The organism is Nocardia sp. NPDC051756, from assembly GCF_040681495.1.
Lineage (GTDB): Bacteria > Actinomycetota > Actinomycetes > Mycobacteriales > Mycobacteriaceae > Nocardia.
The window spans coordinates 63,066-82,346 of record NZ_JBFAYV010000017.1 but is presented as its reverse complement, the minus strand read 5'-3'; the positions used below and the strand labels follow the sequence as shown (position 1 = coordinate 82,346).

Annotated in this window: 17 protein-coding genes; 14 read left to right on the top strand and 3 right to left on the bottom strand. The window is 69.0% G+C overall.

Going from position 1 to position 19,281, the window contains the following annotated elements; translation table 11 throughout:
• Positions 1–179 precede the first annotated feature (179 nt).
• From AB0M22_RS43220 to AB0M22_RS43175, 10 genes are all read left to right on the top strand, one after another.
• Positions 180–500 (top strand): hypothetical protein, encoded by a 321-nt coding sequence (locus tag AB0M22_RS43220; protein ID WP_364739252.1) that lies wholly within the window; start codon positions 180–182, stop codon positions 498–500.
• A gap of 48 nt (positions 501–548) precedes the next feature.
• Positions 549–905 carry a hypothetical protein gene (locus tag AB0M22_RS43215; RefSeq protein WP_364739250.1) on the top strand — a complete coding sequence of 119 codons (357 nt, stop codon included), beginning with the start codon at positions 549–551 and terminating at the stop codon, positions 903–905.
• Between the two features lie 26 nt (positions 906–931).
• The gene (locus AB0M22_RS43210; RefSeq protein ID WP_364739248.1) at positions 932–1,234 is read left to right on the top strand and encodes a YbaB/EbfC family nucleoid-associated protein; all 303 of its coding nucleotides are present in this window, start codon (positions 932–934) and stop codon (positions 1,232–1,234) included.
• Between the two features lie 90 nt (positions 1,235–1,324).
• Positions 1,325–1,642: a type VII secretion target gene (locus AB0M22_RS43205; protein ID WP_364739246.1), complete on the top strand. Its 318-nt coding sequence runs from the start codon at positions 1,325–1,327 to the stop codon at positions 1,640–1,642.
• Positions 1,639–3,036, top strand: coding sequence for a hypothetical protein (locus AB0M22_RS43200; protein WP_364739244.1), 1,398 nt, complete (start codon positions 1,639–1,641; stop codon positions 3,034–3,036). The genes AB0M22_RS43205 and AB0M22_RS43200 overlap by 4 nt, the downstream gene beginning before the upstream one ends.
• Positions 3,037–3,052: 16 nt before the next feature.
• Positions 3,053–3,388: a PE domain-containing protein gene (locus tag AB0M22_RS43195; protein WP_364739243.1), complete on the top strand. Its 336-nt coding sequence runs from the start codon at positions 3,053–3,055 to the stop codon at positions 3,386–3,388.
• A gap of 46 nt (positions 3,389–3,434) precedes the next feature.
• A complete protein-coding gene (locus AB0M22_RS43190) occupies positions 3,435–4,421 on the top strand; it encodes a PPE domain-containing protein (RefSeq protein WP_364739241.1) in 987 nt (328 codons plus the stop codon).
• The gene (locus tag AB0M22_RS43185) at positions 4,418–5,209 is read left to right on the top strand and encodes an ESX secretion-associated protein EspG (RefSeq protein WP_364739239.1); all 792 of its coding nucleotides are present in this window, start codon (positions 4,418–4,420) and stop codon (positions 5,207–5,209) included. The genes AB0M22_RS43190 and AB0M22_RS43185 overlap by 4 nt, the downstream gene beginning before the upstream one ends.
• Before the next feature lie 87 nt (positions 5,210–5,296).
• A complete protein-coding gene (locus AB0M22_RS43180) occupies positions 5,297–5,593 on the top strand; it encodes a WXG100 family type VII secretion target (protein ID WP_150404153.1) in 297 nt (98 codons plus the stop codon).
• A 53-nt stretch (positions 5,594–5,646) separates the two neighbouring features.
• Positions 5,647–5,940: a type VII secretion protein EsxR gene (locus AB0M22_RS43175; RefSeq protein WP_150404154.1), complete on the top strand. Its 294-nt coding sequence runs from the start codon at positions 5,647–5,649 to the stop codon at positions 5,938–5,940.
• A 96-nt stretch (positions 5,941–6,036) separates the two neighbouring features.
• Here AB0M22_RS43175 and eccE read toward each other — a convergent pair whose 3' ends face one another.
• Entirely contained in the window at positions 6,037–7,836 is a 1,800-nt protein-coding gene (eccE, locus tag AB0M22_RS43170) for a type VII secretion protein EccE (protein WP_364739236.1), read from the bottom strand.
• 127 nt (positions 7,837–7,963) lie between these two features.
• On the opposite strand from eccE, the gene eccB reads away from it, so the two are divergent.
• Positions 7,964–9,481: a type VII secretion protein EccB gene (eccB, locus tag AB0M22_RS43165; RefSeq protein WP_364739234.1), complete on the top strand. Its 1,518-nt coding sequence runs from the start codon at positions 7,964–7,966 to the stop codon at positions 9,479–9,481.
• A gap of 41 nt (positions 9,482–9,522) precedes the next feature.
• Here the strand turns inward: eccB and eccA are convergent, their stop codons facing one another.
• Positions 9,523–11,355 carry a type VII secretion AAA-ATPase EccA gene (eccA, locus tag AB0M22_RS43160; RefSeq protein WP_364739232.1) on the bottom strand — a complete coding sequence of 611 codons (1,833 nt, stop codon included), beginning with the start codon at positions 11,353–11,355 and terminating at the stop codon, positions 9,523–9,525.
• Between the two features lie 287 nt (positions 11,356–11,642).
• Here eccA and eccD point away from each other — a divergent pair, with 287 nt between their 5' ends.
• From eccD to eccCa, 3 genes are read left to right on the top strand one after another with little or no spacing between them, the layout of a single operon-like run.
• The gene (gene eccD / locus AB0M22_RS43155) at positions 11,643–13,073 is read left to right on the top strand and encodes a type VII secretion integral membrane protein EccD (protein ID WP_364739231.1); all 1,431 of its coding nucleotides are present in this window, start codon (positions 11,643–11,645) and stop codon (positions 13,071–13,073) included.
• A gap of 48 nt (positions 13,074–13,121) precedes the next feature.
• A complete protein-coding gene (gene mycP, locus AB0M22_RS43150; protein WP_364739229.1) occupies positions 13,122–14,495 on the top strand; it encodes a type VII secretion-associated serine protease mycosin in 1,374 nt (457 codons plus the stop codon).
• A gap of 48 nt (positions 14,496–14,543) precedes the next feature.
• On the top strand, positions 14,544–18,611 hold the full coding sequence (gene eccCa / locus AB0M22_RS43145; RefSeq protein WP_364739227.1) for a type VII secretion protein EccCa: 4,068 nt from the start codon (positions 14,544–14,546) through the stop codon (positions 18,609–18,611).
• Position 18,612: 1 nt separating this feature from the next.
• Here eccCa and AB0M22_RS43140 read toward each other — a convergent pair whose 3' ends face one another.
• Entirely contained in the window at positions 18,613–19,221 is a 609-nt protein-coding gene (locus AB0M22_RS43140) for a GNAT family N-acetyltransferase (RefSeq protein ID WP_364739225.1), read from the bottom strand.
• Between the last annotated feature and the right edge of the window lie 60 nt (positions 19,222–19,281).

Sequence of the window (19,281 nt, the reverse complement as noted above, 5' to 3'; positions counted from 1 at the left end):
TAGTTCACCGCCGCTGGTCAGGATATGTTCAAGCCGTGCTTGCCACCAAGATTCGGGTCTGTACATGCGAGCGGGACGCTAGTACCCATAGAATTGGCACGCTGTTAGAACTGGCTGCGATGCTGACCGTGCGCACACCGCGTCAGCACCGTCGCAGCTACGAGGAGGGCCAGTAGCGGATGAGTGATCAGGCGCGGGGGGAACGACCGGGTCCACCGGTTGGCGACCTCGCTCATTTCGCCACGCTGGCGACGAACGGTCTCGACGAGCCTTTCGGCGCGGCGGACAAGCGCGCCGACGACGGCGGCAAAGCCGGTTTCGGCATCGAGCAATGGATCAAGAATCCCACGTCGCACGCCGACGATCCGAATGGCTTCACTGGCAACCGATATCAAACGATCAGTACGTCGACGGACACCATTCTTATGGGCCTGATCGGCGAAAACCTGGAATATCAACCAGCCATGATGATCGTGCATAAGGAGTTGTTAAGGAGTTGACATGCGTGAGACGCTGTTATTGATCCCATGTTCGGAGAGCGGGCGGCTATGACGGAACTTAAAGACGATGCGGGACAGGAGTTTCCGACGGAATTCGTCGTGACCTCGCTGACCGGCTCGATCGCCGTGCGTACCACCGAACAGGGCCTGCCGTTGGGCATCAAGCTCGACCAGGATCAATTGCGGCGTGATCCGGCGGCGCTGGCGGCCGAGATCCTGCGGCTGTGCAAGCAATCGGCGAACCGGGCCGGGCTGGCCCGCCGGACGCAGCTACGCGAGGCCGGCTTCACCTCCGAGATGTTGGCGATGACGGGACTGCCCACCGAGCAGGAAGTCGCCAGACAAGAGATCATCGAGGAGCAGGAGTACGAGACCGAGCCGCAGAGCTGGCTTCGATCAGTCTGACCAGGACGAGAATTCGGGAGGTAGTCATGGTCGACACGATGGACGAGTTGATCGCGCGGGTGCAGCAACAGATGTACCGGCTGCGCGATCTCAACGACGCGACCACGGGGATCCTGGTGACCGAGACCTCCGAGGACGGGGCGGTCACCGCGTCGGTGGACGGCAACGGCGCGCTGGTCGGGTTGAGCCTCAGCGGCGCGATCGCCAAGCTCTCGCCGACCGACTTCGAGCAGACACTGATCGATACCGCACGCGCGGCCGCCTATCGGGCGTTCGCCGAACGCGCGGATCTGGTCACCGCATACAACGAGGAAAACGCGGGTCAGTGATCTAGAAATTATGTCGCGATCAGCGCCAAACATGGTCCGGTAGGTAGGGTTTGACGAGACACCTGGGTGTTTCGGGATTGGATGTCAGTCATGAATCACATTGAAGTTGTCCCGGATGCGGTTCGGGCTTACGGTTCCGCCTCGGCCGCGATGGCCGCGGGCGTCGCGTCGGCGGGTGCGGTCGACCAAGCCGCCACCATCGGCACGGTCGTACCGGTGTTCGGCCTGATCGGCCAGGAGTTCCTCGCCTCGTTCGCGTTCGCGCAGGCGAACCATCTGAGCTCGGTGGCCGAGCTGGCCGCGGTGCACGCGGGCACCGCGCTGACCGCGCACGAGGCCGCCAGCACCTACGAGGTCACCGACAGCGCGTCCGGCGCGGCTATCGGATCGGTCAACTCGAAGTCATGACCATCCCCGGGGCAATCCCACCGCCGGGGGCGGAGCCGTTGGATCCAACTGTGCTGGATCTGTTGCGTGGCAGTGCGTTAGCTCCGATGCTCGACCAGCCGGTGAACGACATCCTGCACAGCATGGGCCTGCCGAACATGCCCGAGATGCCCTCGTTCATCCACATGCCGGAGATGCCGCCGCTGCCGCCGCTGGATCTCACCGCGCTGATGCGGCCGCTGACCGACCTGGCGTCCGCGTTCGGCAGCGGAAAGCTGGGCGCACCGCCTGCCCCGGCCCCCGCCCCGGCGAATGCCGACGGCACGCAGAACGCGGCGGCCCCGGCACCGCCGGTCGACCCGACCCAACTACTGTCCGGCATCTCGACCGTCATGCAGACGGTGATGCAGATCGGCACCTCCGCGATCCAGACCGCGATGTCGGTCTGGCAGGGCATGGCGGCGATGGAAGCGTCGAAGAAGGCCGGCGAGGCCGCGACCGACGCAGGCAAGCTGGAGGCGCAGAGCACCCAGGAGAAGGCAGTGCTCACCAACGCGGCGGGCAGCGTCTTCACCGGTGCCGGGCTGATGTCCGCGGTGGTGGCGAAGTTCTCCGCCACCCTCGCGCTGGCCCCGCTGTACGCGGCAACCCCTGCGGGACAGGTGTTTCTGGCCGCCTCGGCGGTCGAGTCGATGGCCGAGGCGCTCGGCATCACGGTCAAGACCAAGGGCGAACTGCTCGGTCACAGCGCCTCCATGACCTCGACCGGGACCAAGGTCCCGATCACCAACGCGCCCAAGGGCGTCGCGGGTGCGGGTGGCGCCGATCAGCTCAGTCAGCTGATGAGCATGGTGACGCCGCTGATCAGCACCGCGACCACGGCGGCACAGTCGCTCGGTCAACTCGCCCAGGCGAGTTCGGCGCTCAGCGCGCCGAAGCCGGTCGTCGACCCGAAAACCCATACCGGCGAAGGACTTTCCGACGAGGAGAAGGCCAAGGCCGCGGAAGTGTCCGCGAAGGGCAGCATCGGCTCCGGCCCTGGCGCCTTCGGCCCCGGCCCCGGCGTGGCCGCGACCAACGCACCACTGAACCCGTGGCAGGGCACGCGCGTCGCCAGCGGCTCGATGGGCTCGCTCACCGGGTTGAGCGGCGCCGGGTCGAGTCCCGCTACTACAGCGGCGATGTCGACCGGCGGGACCGGCGCGGGCGGCATGGGCATGCCGATGTCCGGCGCCGCGGGTGCGGCCGGACTGGCCCGCGACGGCGCGTCCAGCACCGACTCGCTGCGCGGTCAGATGGTGACCAGCCAGCACGGCGACGAAGTGGTCGGCCGGATCGAAGGGGTCTCGTTGCCGGTGGTCGGCGCGGCCGACACCACGTCGGAACCCCCGCCGGATAAAGAACTCACGCTCTGACTTTGAGGAGGGTCTCATGAGTAGTGATGGCGCATTCGCGAGCTTCCAGTTCGACGCGGCCGCGGCCGGGGAGGCATCGAGCGGACTCGATGTGCTCGCCGACCGGCTGGCGGCGGACCTGCAGGCCGCGGAGCAGGCATTGACGATTCAGCCGGCGGGGGCGGACGAAGTCTCCGGCCGGGCCGCGCAGACCGGGAACGAGGTCGCGACCTCGTACTTGGCGAGCGCCCAGGCCAGCGTGACCGAGATGCGAAAGCTGGCGGCCACGTTGCGGTTGCACACCAACGAGTTCAGCCAGATGGAAAGTGACAGCGTCGCGGACTTCGACGCGGCAGGCGGCAGGTCCGCCTGAGGCACGGTCCGGGGAAAGGCCTGTCTTGGAAAGGCACAGCGCAGCAATGATCGAACCACCGAAGCCAGGGTTTACCGGCGTGGTGTGGGAAGCTCGGCCGCCGGAGCGGCTCGCGCGAGACCTCACCACGGGGCCGGGCTCTGTGCCGATGGCCGAGGCAGCCGCCGAATGGGCGCGGCTCGCCACGGTTTTCGGTGCGGCGGTGCTCGAATACGAGCGGGTCCTTGCTTCGCTGCGCACCGCGTGGCAGTCCGGGCGCAGCAACGAGGTCATGGAAAAGGTGACCACGCTGCGGGATTGGCTGGTCGACGCGGCCGGCACCGCGACCGCGAACGCGACCCGCCTGCAGGCCCAGGTCGCCGCGTACGAGGTGGCCAAGCTGACCATGCCGAACACCGCGGACATCCAGCAGATCCAGCAGGTGCAGGCCATGCTGGAAAGCATGGGCGCCATGCTCGGCGCCCCGATCCGCGCGGTCGCGGCGGACAACGACGCGGACGCCGATGTGGCGAAAGCCGTTGCGTCGCGGGTGATGCGGAGTTACGAGACGGCCGCTGAACCGCTGGCCACGCCGTGGCAGCATCAAGAGCCGCCGAAGATCGCGCCGGAGCAGGCGCTGGCCGCGGAACAGGCGGCGACCGCCGCAGCCGCCGCTCCGAAGGCCATGCCGGGCTTCGGCGGGATGCCGATCGGTTCGATCGCGATGCCGACCTTGCCGCCGCGGGCACTGTCCTCCTACCGCGCGCCGGTGTACTCGCAATCCACGACCACCACCGAGCCCACGACCAAATCCACCCAGGTCAGCACGACCGGCGCGACCGGCCAGTCCGCGCCGGTGGCCCCCGGTGCGATGGGTGGCGCGGGTGGCGGCGGCCAGGATTCGGCTCGGTTCCCGCGCGCCAGCCTGGCGGGCGAGGCCGACCAGATCGGGCTCGAAGGCGAAATCCAAGCCGCCCCTGCCGTTCTCGGCGGCACCGAGTCGGTGACCAAGGCGCCCACCGAGACCCGGACCGAAACCGGCGGTGCGCCGTGACCACACTGAGCAACGACGCGCTGCTGGCCGTCGCCGACCGGGCCGGGGTGCAGACCCTGCCGCTGGCGCTATCGGTAGGGCCGCAACAGGATTCGTTCGAGGAATGGCAGCGGGCACAGGAACACGCGGTGGCCGGCCTGATCGGTGACGGCCTGATCGACGCGGACGGCGAGGTGGTTCCCGACCTGGCCGAGACGTTGTTCACGCTGGCGCTGCCGGAGCAGGAACTGGCCGCCCGCATCTTCACCGAGCATGGCACCCGGCGGGTCTGCGTGGTGCGGCGCGGACACGCGCACGCGCTCGCGGTGCGCACCGGCGACACCTTCGAGGTGCGACAGCTGTGGACCGACGGATCGGCGACCGATCTGGTGCGCCCGCTGCTCGCCGCGATGGACCCGTGCCCGCCCGCCGAGATCCCCCAATTCAGCGTCCCCGCCGCGGAGCTGGCCGAGCGGCTGAACGCCGCCGCCACGCCGAGCGAGCTCACCGACGCTCTCTATGCCCTGGGTGCCACCGAACGCGACGCCACGAAATTGGGGCTCGCCTTCGGTGCGACGCACGCATACGCCGAGATCGTGGCGTGCGCCCATGAGGATGGCGTGACCACCCGAGCACCGGGTGCCGTTGCCGTGTACGACACCGCCCGCGGGCGGATCGTCGCCGCGCCGACGGTTTCCCCGGATCAGCAGGTCTGGTCCACGGTCACGCCGGGTACCGACCACCGGGTTGCGCAAGCAGTCGCCACGTTGATCGAGGGGCTGCCCGGGGGGAGGTGGCTGCCGCAGTAATTCCTGGGTGGCAACTTCGGTTGTCTTGTAGTTCGACGAGATCGTTTGTCTGAGAACGATCTTCAAATATGACGAAAGGTCAAACAAATGTCCCTCACCTCACTCGGTGGCTCGAGCAAGGCTGTTGGTGTCGAGGCCGGCGGCGTCCAGAAGGTCGTCGGCGATCTCGAGACCGCGATCAACAACCTCCGCACCTCGGTCAAGGAAATCGACCAGGCCGCGCAGGATGTGCTGAAGGGCTGGAAGGGCGACGCGTCCGACAAGTTCGTTCAGGTGGCCGGCGACTGGCACGACGAGGCCGAAGACCTGAACAAGCGCCTCGACCAGTTCACCGAAGCCGTCAACAACGGCAAGTCGACCCTGCAGGCCATGGACCAGGCCTGATCGGCGCCTGCTCCACTCTGTTTTCCGAACCCATCGTTCGAAGGAATTGACGAATGACCATCCTTTACGATCCCGCTGCCATGAACGAGCTCTACAGCGACCTGCAGACGCACGGCGGCAAGATGAAGGGCGAGATCGACTCGCTCAACGACGCCGCCAAGGCGTTCCACGACAACCTGACCGGTGAGAACGCGTCGCAGGGCTTCGACGGCGCGCACAAGAACCTGACCCAGGGCCTCGAGGACACGCTGCAGAAGCTGGATGCCCTCGGCGCCCAGGTGGAGAACGCGCTGCAGCGCGCGCTCGAGGCCGATGGCAAGGTCGGCGACGGTTTCGCCGCTTTCTGACATGTCCGTCACCTGACGGCCGACCGGAACATCCAGTTCCGTTCGGCCGTTTCGGTTTTCCGGGCCTGATACCGCGCGAACGGCGGCACCGCGGGATCAGCGCGCGGCGAGCGATTCGCCGATGTAGTGCATCTCGTCCGGCGTGGTCACCATGAACACGGTCGCGCTGGCGGTCGCGGTGCGCACGGTGATCCGGTTCGGCGCGTCCGGATCCTGGGTCAGCGTGACGTCGGCATCGATCGCGCTCGGTGGCTGATCCGGCGTGCGCACATGCACGATGGTCGCGCCGCCCGCGTGCGTGGTCGGGGCGATCCCGTCGAACACCACGACTGTGGTGCTCGGATAGGGCGCGGCAGGCAACGGCGGCGCCGACGGCGCGTGATAGCTGGCGCCCGCCGACCGCGGCGCGATCGAAAGCACGTGCGGCGCATCGAGATTGGTCACCATGGTGTGCCATGCGTCGGGCCGGGCGGTGTGCACGATGGCGTGCGCGCCGAGCGCGGTCGCGCGCAGGATCACCTGCTGGGCCAGGTCCAGGTTGCCGATGACCTCCAGGTGCCGGGTGCCCTCGCCGACCAGCGGCACCGCGATGCCCTGGCCGATCTCGTCGGCGCCGATCAACTGGCCGCAGCCCGCGGTGGGCACCGCGATGTCGGTGAGCGCGGTGAGCGTGCCGCGGTATCCGGTGTCCGCGCCCCAGCGTCCGGCGGCGCCGATCGGCAAGGTGTCCAACAGGATTCGCAGCTGATTGCCCGGCAGCTCGCGCAGGCCGGGCAGCGGCGGCTCCTCCGGCTCGAAGGTGGTGTCGAACCGGACCACCGCGTTGAGCACGACGGTGCCCGCATGGTCGGCGCGCGTGTCGTGCCGGTGCGCGCCCGGGCGCAGCCGCAGCGTCACCGTGGTGGACAGGCTCTGCACCGTCCAGATATCGGCCAGCCCGCGCGGGCCGATCAGGTCCGCGCCGATCTGGTAGTGGGTCAGGTAGCGGCCCTGATACTCCAGCGACTGCGGCGATTCGGCGAGCTGATCGACCTCGAAGCCGTGCGTGAGTTCGCGGACCGCGGTGTTCATTTCGGCAGCGGTCAGCACCGAGGTGGCGATGTCGTGGGCGGCGAGCCGGTTCGCCACCCGGCGGGTGGCGATCATCGCGGTGCGCAGCGCGCCGGTGCCGCCGCCACCGCGCTTGTCCACCGCCTCGGCATTGGCCAGCGGGTCCAGCCGCAGCACCAGCCAGAGGGTGCGGTGCGCGATCGCGGGCAGCGGGCCGAGGATGCTGTCGTAGAGGTGCGAGATCATGCCGGTGCCCGCGGTGCGCGCGCCGGTGCTCACCAGATCGACCCCGGCCAGCGTGAGGTCGAATTGGTCCAGGCAGCGGGCGATCTCGGTGAGCGGGAGCAGCTGATCGGTGCTCAGCGAACCGCGGCGCAGCAGCGTCAGCGTGTCCGGCGGCGGATCGATGCGCAGCATGGTGAGCAGCAGTTCGCCGTCCCAGCGCACCCCGTAACCGCCGCCCTCGCTGAACGGCACGTCGAAGGCGGGCGCCTGGGTCAGATGGTCGGCGGGACGCAGCCCGCTGCGCCGCCGGGCCAGCGCGCCGCCGATCCGGGCGGCCGGGGTGCGGCCGCGAATCGGCAGCAGGAAGATCACCGCGAAACCGATGCCGCCGCCGATCGCGCCCCACAGCGAATGCGTTGTGGCGAGCACGATCCAGGCGACCGCGGCGGCCAGCACCACCACCGGCACGAGCACCCGCAGCGGATAGATCCGGAACAGCCAGAACTCGGGGTCGCGCAGGGTGTCGTAGGCCGAGGCCCGGTCGGCGGCCTGCGTCGGCGCGCCGCTGCTCTCCGGTTCGGTCTCCCCGTCGGGCCTGGTCTCGTTCATCGTTGTCGTCACCGCGTTGTCCCTGTCTGCCACCCGTACGGCCACCGCCGAAAGACCATGAATTCATCGGTTCAGGGCCGTCCTGGAATTACGGTACCGTGTCGATGAAGATGGTTCTCGACAGTTCAATGGAGACCTAGTGCCGGCACAGCTGACTACCCGAGCCCAGGTCAACGGGTACCGATTCCTGTTGCGCCGACTCGATCACGCATTGGTACGGCGTGACGTGCGAATGCTGCACGATCCCATGCGGTCCCAGGTGCGTTCGCTGCTGGTCGGCCTGGTGCTCGGCATCCTGGTGATCGCCGGTGCGGCCATCCTGAGCTTCCTGCGCCCGCAGGGTGCGATCGGCGACTCATTGATCGTCTCGGGCAAGCAGAGCGGTGCGCTCTACGTCGTCGTGCAGTCCGAGGACGGCAACAAGACGCTGCACCCGGTGCTGAACCTGGCCTCCGCGCGCCTGATCACCGGCAGCAATGCCGAGCCGAACGCGGTGAAGGACAGCAAGCTGAACAGCATGCCGCGCGGACCGATGGTCGGCATCCCCGGTGCGCCGAGCGCGCTGCCGGGGTCGGGGCAGGGGTCCCGCTCGGAATGGGCGCTGTGCGAGACGATCGCGCTCTCGCAGGGCGGCAGCGCGGCCTCGGCCACCGGCGGCACCACGACGGTCATCGCGGGCCGTCCGGCCCTCGGCGAGCGCACCCGCACGGTCGGCAAGGACGAGGCGCTGCTGGTGAAGCGCAGCGACAAGACCTACCTGGTCTACGACGGCAAGCGGGCCGAGGTCGATCCGGGCAACTCGGTGCTGCAGCGCGCGCTGCAACTGACCACGCACCGGCCGCGGCCGATCGGCACCGGAATGCTCGGCGCGACAACGGAAGTCCCGCCGCTGGTCGCGCCGCAGATCCCGCAGGCAGGCCAGCCCGGCCCGGGCCCGCTGTCGAAGATCCCGGTCGGCGGTGTCATCTCCATCCGCGACGTCGGCGACGGCAAGCCCGAGCTGTACGCCGTGCTCGCCGACGCGCTGCAGCCGGTGAGCCCGTTCACCGCGCAGGTGATCCGGTTCGCCGATTCGCACGGAATGAGCGACATCCCGATCATGCCGCCGGACGTGCTCGATCGGGTGCGGGTGGTGCATGATGCGTTGCCGGTCAACGACTTTCCGGTCGAGACCCCGAAGATCCTGAACGCCGAGGACGCCCCGGTCACCTGCGTGGCCTGGTCCAAGACGCCGGGCACGGCGCCGGCCAATCGCAAGGTCGACGCGGGCGACGGGCCCGCCGAGCGCGCCTCGGTGACCCTGCTCGCCGGTGTGCGCGTGCCGATCGCGGAATCGGCGAAGACGGTCGCGCTGGCCACCGCCGACGGGACCGGCGACCGGGTGGACGCCGTATACGTCCCGCCGGGCACCGGTGAGTTCGTTCAGGTGACCGGTATGGGGCCGGGCAGCCCGCGCCGCGGCAGCCTGTTCTACGTCGCGGATAACGGTGTGCGCTATGGCATTCCGGACATGGCGACCGCAGGGGTACTCGGTCTGGGGGACACCCCGCGGCTGGCGCCGTGGGCGATCATCGGTCAGATGGTCCCGGGCGCGACGCTGTCCGCGAAGGAAGCGCTCACCGCGCGCGATCAGCTGCCGCTGGAACCGGAGCACTGACACTCCGGTAGGCCTGCACCAGATGGTGCAGGCCGCGTCGGTCAGATGGTGAAGGGGACGTTCAGCGACGCGAGGATGCCGGACAGCGCGGTGTGCATATCGGGCGCCTCGATCCGCATCAGCATCGACTCGTCGATATTGGCCAGATCCAGGCTCTCGTCGTTGGCCAGCCGGAACTCGCGCTCTTCCTCGGCCGCCTCGATGACGTTGCGGATGAACCGGCCGTTGCCCGCCAGGTCGACGCCGCGGCGCGGCTGGCCGCTCTGGTCGGTGCTCTGCAACTCGTAGAGCTGGGTGCAGGCCAGGACGAGCAGTTCCAGCGCGTCGTCGGACAGCTCCGAGTCCCGCTTGTGCGCGATGACCTTGCCGATCTCGCCGAGCTCGGAGGGGGTGTAGGACGGGAACTGCACCCGCTTGGAAAAGCGGGATGCCAGACCGTCATTGGCGGCGAGCAGGCGATCGATCTCGCCGTCGTAACCGGCGATGATCACCACGAGCCGATCGCGGTCGTTCTCCATCCGGGCCAGCAGCGTGTCGATGGCCTCCCGGCCGAACGAGTCGCCGCCCTGCAGGCCGGTCTGGATCAGCGTGTACGCCTCGTCGATGAACAGCACGCCGTCCATCGCGCTGTCGATCAGCGCCTCCGACTTCACCGCGGTGCCGCCGAGGTGCTGGGCGACGAAGTCGACGCGCTTGGCCTCGACCACCTTGTCGGTCTTCAGGATGCCGACGCCGCAATAGATCTTGGCGACCACCCGGGCGATGGTGGTCTTACCCGTACCGGGCGGACCGGTGAACGCGAGGTGCTGGCCGCGCGCCCCGGCGGCCAGGCCCTTCTCCGCGCGGATCTTCGCCATCTGCGCGCTCGACTGCAGCTTGGCCACCTGGGTCTTCACCGAGGCCAAACCGATCTGGGAGTCCAGTTCGGCGCGGGCGTCGGCCAGGATCTTCTTGGCCCGGTCCTCGGTCTCGGCCTGCTCCATCGCCTTCATCGACGGCGCGGAGGCCGGATCCCACTTGTCGGTGCGGGCGTCGATCGTTTCCCGGGAGGTGATGCTGATCCGGTAGGTGCGGTCGCGCATCGCGGCGGTGTTCGCCTCGAAATCCGGCGCCTGCGAGTACACCTTCTCGAACAGGCCCTGCGCCACTTCCTCGTTGCCGGATTCGCGCAGGCACAGGCCGCGGCAGAACATGGCGGTCGACCGCGCGGCCGGGATCGGGCCGGCCTCGGCCTGCTCCATCCGGCGGATCGCCTCACCGAACAGCCCGAGCTGCGCGCACGCGGTGCCGACCATGACGTTCGCCCCGGCCGCGAGGTACGGGTCGTCCCACTCGGCCGAACCGGCCAGCACCGTCATCACGTCGGGCCAGCGCTGGGTGTTGTAATGCAGGACGCCGCGGACGTAGGCGCAGATGCGCTTGTCGATCTCGCGATCCGGGTCGCTCAGCTGGGACCTGCGGTGCGTATCGAGTTCGTTGAGCACCCGCTCGGCCTCGTCGTACTCCTTGTCCGCGATGAGTTGCGCGGCCCAGGCGAGCCAGATCTCGGTGTAGCTGGCGAGCGGGTAATCGATATAGAGGCCGGGCAGGAAGCGGCCGGCCAGGTCGCGCGGCTGCAGGCCGAGCCTGCGCTGCTCCCGGTAGAGCGTGCTCGCGCTGGTCTTGTGCATGTTGAACAAGACGTCCTTGGTGAGCTCACCGGCGGCGGCGCGGCCGAGCCAGGCGTCGCACATCGTCGGATCCCACTCGGTGGCGCGCTGGAAGGCGAGCTTCGCGTACTCGAGGTCGCGCGCGGATTCCTGGCCCTCGATGGACAATCCCAGCGACAGAATTCCGGCGTCGAAGGCTCGTTGTGCTTGGCGATTGCCGGTCATGGCTGTCGGACCCCGAAGTCTTCGTTCGTAGTAGCGGATGAGTTCTTTATGCCCCCCAGACTACCGATCGCGCAGTGCCTGGTCTGTCCGTTACATTAGGTTCAGCTGCCGGGAGGTTGCAACGCAAGCGTTGTCTAGGTGAGAGTCTTACTGGTGTCGAAGTCGTTCACTCAGAAGACGTTCCACCCAGTGCAGTCGGGGCGTGAACAATCGTCAGTGGAGAGGCCGGGGGTCCGGGGTCGTTGATCGAGTCACCTACCAGTGGCACACGCGCCGCTGAACCGGAGTTGAGTCGGGTTTCCGTCATCGGCGGCAACACTCAGCTCGATGTCGGGCTGCCCGCAACCGTGCCGATCGCCGGCTTCATCGGCGACCTGGTGGCTCTGATCGAATCCCGCAATCCCGACCAGCTCGACGCCGAGGACGACGCGGTGCCGTTGCAGGCCCAGCATTGGACGCTGGCCCGGGTCGGCCAGGAGGCGTTCGCGCCGAGCCGCACGCTCAACGACGCCGACGTGCACGACGGCGAGCTGCTCGTGCTGCGTTCGGTGACCGCGAAGGAATCGCCCGCGCTCTTCGACGACGTGATCGACGCGGTCTCCCGGCTCACCGCCGAGGAATTCCGCAGCTGGACCGGCAACTCCGCGCGCTGGATGGGCCTGGTCGCCGGCGTGCTGACCGTGCTTGCCGCGCTTGCGCTGCTGGTCATCTCGCGCGGGCACGGCGATCCGCTCGCGCCCGCGTTCGTGCTCTCGGCCGTGGGCATCGGCGCGTTCGTCGCCGCCGGCTTCGCGGCCCGCCGATACCTCGACCAGGTCACGGCCACCTGGCTGTCGCTGGACGGCCTGTTGCTGCTGTTCGGCGGTGCCGCGCTGTTCGTGCCCGGCGAGCTGGGCAGCGCGCATCTGCTGCTCGGTTGTTCGGTGACGCTGGTGGCGGCCGTGCTCGGGTATCGGGTCATCGGTACCGGGGCAACGCTGTTCTCCGCCGCGGGTGCGCTCAGCGTCGTCGGGGGTATCACTGCCGCGGTGTATCTGGCCTGGCATCCCGGCCTGCCGAAGGTGGGCGGCGGCCTCGTGGTGGTCGGCATCGCGATGCTGTCGCTGGTGCCGCGGCTGGCGGCCGGGCTGGCCCGGTTGCCGATCCCGCCGGTGCCGACCGCGGGCGCCGCGATCGACCCGGCCGATCACGAACAGCGCCCGACCATCGAGGGCATCGGCGCGATCGGCGCCACCGCGCTGCCGTCCGCGTCCGGCCTCGGCGAGCGGGCCAGGGCGGCCAACCAGTACCAGTCCGGCCTGATCATCGCGTGCACGTTGAGCGCGGTGATCGGCGCGTTCGGCGCGGCCGACCCGTTGGGCTCGGACCGCTGGCAGGGCATCGTGCTGGCCGTGGTCACCGGGATCATCCTGTGCCTGCGCGGCCGGTCCTTCGCCGATCTCACCCAGGCCGCGACGCTGATCGCGGGCGGCTGCCTGGTGTTCGTCTCGCTGGTCGTCGGCGCGGCCCTCGGGGACGCGGATCTGGAAATGCTCTCGGTCGGCCTGCTGGTCGCCTTCGCCGCGGGCACCATCGGCTTCGGCGTGATCGGGCCGCACATCGAGGTCACCCCGGTGACCCGGCGAATGATCGAGATCTTCGAGTACCTGCTGATCATCTCGCTGATCCCGCTGGTGCTGTGGATCATGAACGTCTACTCATTGGCGCGGAACATATGAGTGCGGGCAGCGATGGGACCTAGCGCCTTCCGTCGCAGTCTGCTGCGGATGGCCGGCGCCGTCGCGGTGGTGGGTTTGGTGAGCGTGCCCGCACCGCCCGCCTCCGCGATCTCGCCGCCCGCGATCGATCCGGGCGCGCTCGGTATCGCGCAGGCGTTGAGCGGGCGCCCCGCGCCGCTGGAACCGACCCAGCAGGCCGACCAGTGCGCCGAACCTCAGCTCACCGGGTCACCGCCGAACGAGCCGCCGATCTCGCAGCGGGTCCTCGAGTTGCCCGCGGCCTGGCAGTTCAGCCGCGGCGCCGGACAGAAGGTCGCGGTCATCGACACCGGGGTGCAGCGGCATCCACGCCTGGCCGCGCTGCAACCGGGCGGCGACTACGTCTCCGACACCGACGGCACGGTGGACTGCGACGGGCACGGCACCCTGGTCGCCGGAATCATTGCGGCGCAGCCGAGTCCGGCCGACGCGTTCACCGGGGTCGCACCGGACGCGGAGATCCTCAGCATCCGCCAGCTGAGCCTGGCCTACGAGAAGAAGGACCGCGGCGGCGAGCGCCCGCCCGGCAGCATCCGCGCCGACGGCTACGGCAGCGTGCTCACCCTGGCCGCGGCCGTGGTGCGCGCGGTCGATCTCGGCGCCACCGTCATCAACATCTCCGAAGTGGCGTGCAGCCCAGCCGGATCCGACACCGCCGACTCCTCGCTCGGCGCCTCGGTGAAGTACGCCTACGACCGCAACGTCGTCGTGGTGGCCGCCGCGGGCAATGTCGAGAACAACGGTCCCTGCCAGAAACAGAACTCCGGCTCCGGCTGGGGCGCGGTCAGCACGGTGGCCAGCCCCGCGTGGTTCTCGCCGTACGTGCTGGCCGTCGGCTCGGTGGACGCGGACGGCAAGCCGTCGGATCTGTCGTTGCACGGTCCCTGGGTCGGGGTGGCCGCGATCGGCCGCAACATCGTTTCGCTGGACAGCAAGGGCGGCGGCGTCGGCCTGGTGAACGGCGTGCAGACCGACGAGGGCATCCGTCCGGTGGACGGCACCAGTTTCGCGGCGCCCTACGTGGCCGGTCTGGCGGCGCTGGTGCGGTCGCGCTTCCCGAATCTCGATGCGCGACAGGTGATGGACCGCATCATGCGGACCGCGCAGGCGCCGGGCACCGGCCACGACGACGCGATCGGCGCGGGCCTGATCGACCCGCTCGCCGCGCTGACCGCGCAGCTGCCGGAGAAGTCGGTGAGCGAAGGCGCCGATATCGATCGGGCGATCGCCGCGCCGGTGATCCCGCCCGGACCGGATCCACGGCCGCGCCGGATCGCGGTGATCGGCTCGCTGACCTGTTTGACCGCACTGGCAATCGGTGTGGCGGTAGCGATTCCGTACCGCCGCAGACGTCGGGAGATCGACGCCGAATTCGACCCCTAACACCGGCTCCGCGCCGAACGCAGAGAGCTCGATCGATCGAAGGAATCCATGGCTACCGAAGGTTTCGTACGACGCCCCCGGATAGCGCCGCCACGGGCACCCGGTGGTGAGGTGGCGCTGACCCCGCCACCGGAGATTCCACGCCCGCTGCCCGCGCCGCTGATGATGAAGCTGATGCCCGTCGTCATGGTGGTCGCGGTGATCGGCATGATCGCGATGATGGCCATGATGGGGCGCAACCTGCTGGCCAATCCGCTGTCCATGATGTTCCCGATGATGATGCTGATGTCGATGGTCGGCATGATGGCGGGCTTCCGCGGCGGCACGGGCAAGCGCGCGGTCGAGCTCAACGAGGAACGCAAGGACTACTTCCGCTACCTGGATCAGATCCGAAAGGATGTGCGCCGCACCGGCACCAAGCAGCTGGAGACGCTGGCCTGGAGCCACCCGGACCCGGCCGACCTGCCGTCGCTGATCGGCACCCGCAGGATGTGGGAGCGCAGGCCCAACGATCCCGACTTCGGGCACGTCCGGGTCGGCATGGGCAGCCATCGGCTGGCCACCAAGCTGGCCAGGCCGGAAACCGGTCCGCTGGAGGACCTGGAGCCGGTCTCCACCGTCGCGCTGCGCCGGTTCGTGCGCACCCATTCGGTGGTGCACAGCCTGCCGACCGCGGTGTCGTTGCGCGCCTTCCCGGCGATCAACATCAGCGGCCCGGCGCAGGACGCGCGCATGCTGGCCAGCTCGATGCTGATGGAGCTGGTCACCTTCCACGGCCCCGACCATCTCGCGGTCGCCATCGTCTGCGCCGACCCGGACGGACCCTGGGCATGGGCGAAATGGCTTCCGCACCTGCAACATCCGACGGTGCGCGATGGTATGGGCTCGGCCCGGATGATGTACACCTCGCTCGGCGAGCTGGAGACCGCGCTGTCGGCCGAGCTGATGGAGCGCGGCCGCTTCATGCGTAACCCGCAGCCCACCCAGGGGCGGCTGCACCTGGTGGTCATCATCGACGACGGCTACGTCAACGGCAACGAACGGCTGATCAGCGAGTCCGGCCTGGACTCGGTGACCGTGCTCGACCTCACCGCGCCGGAGGGTGGTCTCGCCGCCCGGCGCGGCCTGCAACTGGTCGCGGCGGACGGCGACGTGTCCGCCCGCAGCGCGGTGGGCGTGGAGAAGTTCGCCACCGCCGATCAGGTCAGTACCGCTGAGGCCGAGGCCTTTTCGCGGGCGCTGTCGCGTTACCGGCTGGCCACCGCGGCCCAGATCGTCAGCCTCGGTGAGGGTTCGACGGCCGACCCGGGACTGATGGCGCTGCTGAAGATCCCGGACGCGGCGCAGATCGACCCGGCCAGGGTCTGGCGGCCGCGCACCGCGCGCGAACGGCTGCGCGTGCCGATCGGCATCACCCCCGACGGCACTCCGGTCGAGATCGACATCAAGGAATCGGCCGAGAACGGCATGGGCCCGCACGGCCTGTGCATCGGCGCGACCGGCTCCGGTAAGTCGGAATTCCTTCGCACCCTGGTGCTTTCGCTGGTCACCACGCACTCGCCGGACGCGCTGAACCTGGTGCTGGTCGACTTCAAGGGTGGCGCGACCTTCCTCGGTCTGGACTCACTGCCGCACGTCGCCGCGGTGATCACCAACCTGGAAGAGGAACTGTCCCTGGTCGACCGCATGAAAGACGCGCTCGCCGGTGAGATGAACCGCCGCCAGGAACTGCTGCGCTCGGCGGGCAACTACGCCAACGTCACCGACTACGAAAAGGCCAGAGCCGCGGGCGTTCCGCTGGATCCGCTGCCCGCGCTGTTCGTCGTGGTCGACGAGTTCTCCGAACTGCTCTCGCAGAAGCCGGATTTCGCCGAGCTGTTCGTCATGATCGGCCGGCTCGGCCGTTCGCTGCACGTGCACCTGCTGCTCGCCTCGCAGCGCCTGGAGGAGAACAAGCTGCGCGGCCTGGAGTCGCACCTGTCCTACCGGATCGGCCTGCGCACCTTCTCCGCCAACGAATCTCGCGCGGTGCTCGGCATCACCGACGCCTACCACCTGCCGAGCGTGCCCGGCGCAGGCTACTTGAAGAGCGATGCCTCGGATCCGTTGCGGTTCAACGCGAGCTACGTGTCCGGTCCGTACGTCGCGCCGATCGGCACGGTGACCGGCGAGGACGGCAGCCCGGTCGGCGGCCAGCGCCCGGCGGTCTTCACCGCCTCGCCGGTGGAGGCGCCGGAACCGGTCGAATCCGAGTCCGCGCTGGATCTGCCGCCGTCGCCGACCAACCCGCTGCTCGAACTCCCGCCGCCGCCCGGCGCGCCCGGCACGGAGGAGGGGATTCCGGACTCGCTGCTCGACACCGTGGTCAAGCGACTGACCGGACACGGCCGCCCGGCGCACGAGGTGTGGCTGCCGCCGCTGGACGAATCGCCGACGGTGGACATGCTGCTGCCCGATCCGGACTGGCGGTCGCCGGTCAACCGGCACGGCCAGCTGTGGATGCCGATCGGCGTGATCGACAAGCCGTACGAGCAGCGCCGTGACGTCCTGACCATCAGTCTGGCCGGCGCGCAAGGCAATGTGGCCGTCGTCGGCGGCCCGCAGTCGGGCAAGTCGACCACCCTGCGCACCATCATCATGGCCGCCGCCGCGACGCACACCCCACAGCACGTGCAGTTCTACTGCCTCGACTTCGGTGGCGGCAGCATGGCGGGCCTGGTCGGCCTGCCGCACGTCGGCTCGGTGGCCGGTCGGTTGGACGGAGATCGGGTGCGCCGCACCATCGCCGAGCTCACCTCGCTCATGCGTCAGCGCGAGGAGCGCTTCGCCGAGTTGGGCATCGAGTCGATGGCCGAGTTCCGGCGGCGCAAGTTCGCCGCGGCCGCGCACGTGCCCGACGGCGCGGCCTCGGCCGGAAATCCGTTGGCCGACGACCGATTCGGCGACGTGTTCCTGGTGATCGACGGCTGGGCCGCGATCCGCGAAGAGTTCGACGTGCTGGAACCGCAGATCAATGCTATTGCGGCGCAGGGCCTGTCGTACGGCATCCACGTGATCATCGGCGCCTCCCGCTGGCCGGAGATCCGGCCGGTGGTCAAGGATCAGATCGGCACCCGGCTGGAGCTGCGCCTGGGCGACCCGACGGACTCGGAGATGGGGCGGCGCACCGCCTTCCAGGTGCCGGTCGGCCGTCCTGGCCGCGGTCTCACGCCGGATCAGCTGCACATGCTGGTCGCCTTGCCGCGCTTGGATTCCGACTCGAATCCGGACTCGCTGGCCGACGGCGTCACCCGGGCCAGGCAGGAACTGGCCGAGTTGCATGCGGGCAGGCAGGCGCCGGAGGTGCGGATGCTGCCGCTGCAATTCGGTCGCGAGGGGCTGCTGGCGGCCACCAGGGAACAGGGCATCGAACTCAGCCCGACCAGGGTGGTCGTCGGCATCGGCGAATCCGAATTGCAGCCGCTGGTCCTGGATTTCGGCACCGATCCGCATTTCATGGCCTTCGCCGACGTCGAATCCGGCAAGACCACGCTGTTGCGCAACATCGTGACCGGCGTGGTGGAGAACTCGACGCCGGACCAGGCGAAGATCATCATGATCGACTACCGCCGGACCATGCTCGGCGTGGTCGAGGGTGAACACCTGGCCGGCTACTCCACCTCGTCGCAGACCTGCGGGCCGATGATCCAAGAGGTCGCCGAGTTCCTGTCCAAGCGGATCCCCGGCTCCGACATCACGCCGCAGGAGCTGCGCGACCGCAGCTGGTGGGAGGGCCCGGAGATCTACATCGTGGTCGACGACTACGACATGGTGGCGACCGGCGGCATCAATCCCTTTGCGCCGCTGATCGAATACCTGCCGCAAGCCCGCGATATCGGCATGCACTTCGTGGTCACCCGGCGCATGGGCGGCGTCTCGCGCGCCCTCTACGATCCGATCATCGGTGGCCTGAAGAACCTGTCGGTGGACACGCTGATCATGAGCGGCTCCCGCGACGAGGGCAAGATCATCGGCGAGATCCGCCCGAGCAAGCTGCCACCGGGCCGGGGCACCCTGGCCTCGCGCAGCCGCGGCCAGGAAATGGTGCAGATCGCCTTCATGCCGCCGACGACGTAGGTCAGTTGTTCGGTTGGACCGCACCGAGATTCGGTGCGGTCCGGGCGATCCCGGCGGCGGGGACGGTTACGGGCGCGCCGAGATCCCAACTGTCGGCCCGGCGTTCGAACAACGCGCGGGACGGGCCGGTCGCGATCGGGCCCGCGATGCGCGCCAATTGGAAGCCCTCCCTGCGGTAATAGTCGTGCAGTTCGGTGTTGGTGGTCCACGCGTCGAGCCGGACCCACTCCAGTTCCTGTTGGCGCGCAAGCACTCCCGCGTGCGCGAGCAGGTGGTGGCCGATCCGCTGTCCGGCGAAACGCAGGTCGACGATCATGTAATGGACGACGACCGCGTCGGATAGTTCCCACGGCGACCAGAGCCCTGGGTCGGCGTGCCGATTGACGGTGATGGTGCCCGCGGGTTCGCCGGACACCTCCGCGATCCAGGTCTCGCCCGCGTCCAGCGAGCGGCCGACCCCCCGCGCGAAGATCTCGATGGGCAGTCCGCGGCCCGCGACCGTCCACTGATCGGAGCCGCGCGCGGTCAGCCACGCGGTGCGTTGCAGCCGCAGCCGGCAGATCACGCCCAGATCGCCAATTGTCGCCTGGCGGAGCACGATGACGCTCATGCCTGCGCCTCGCTGGCGCTCGGCTCCGGCATGCGCGATGCACGCTGACACATGATTCGC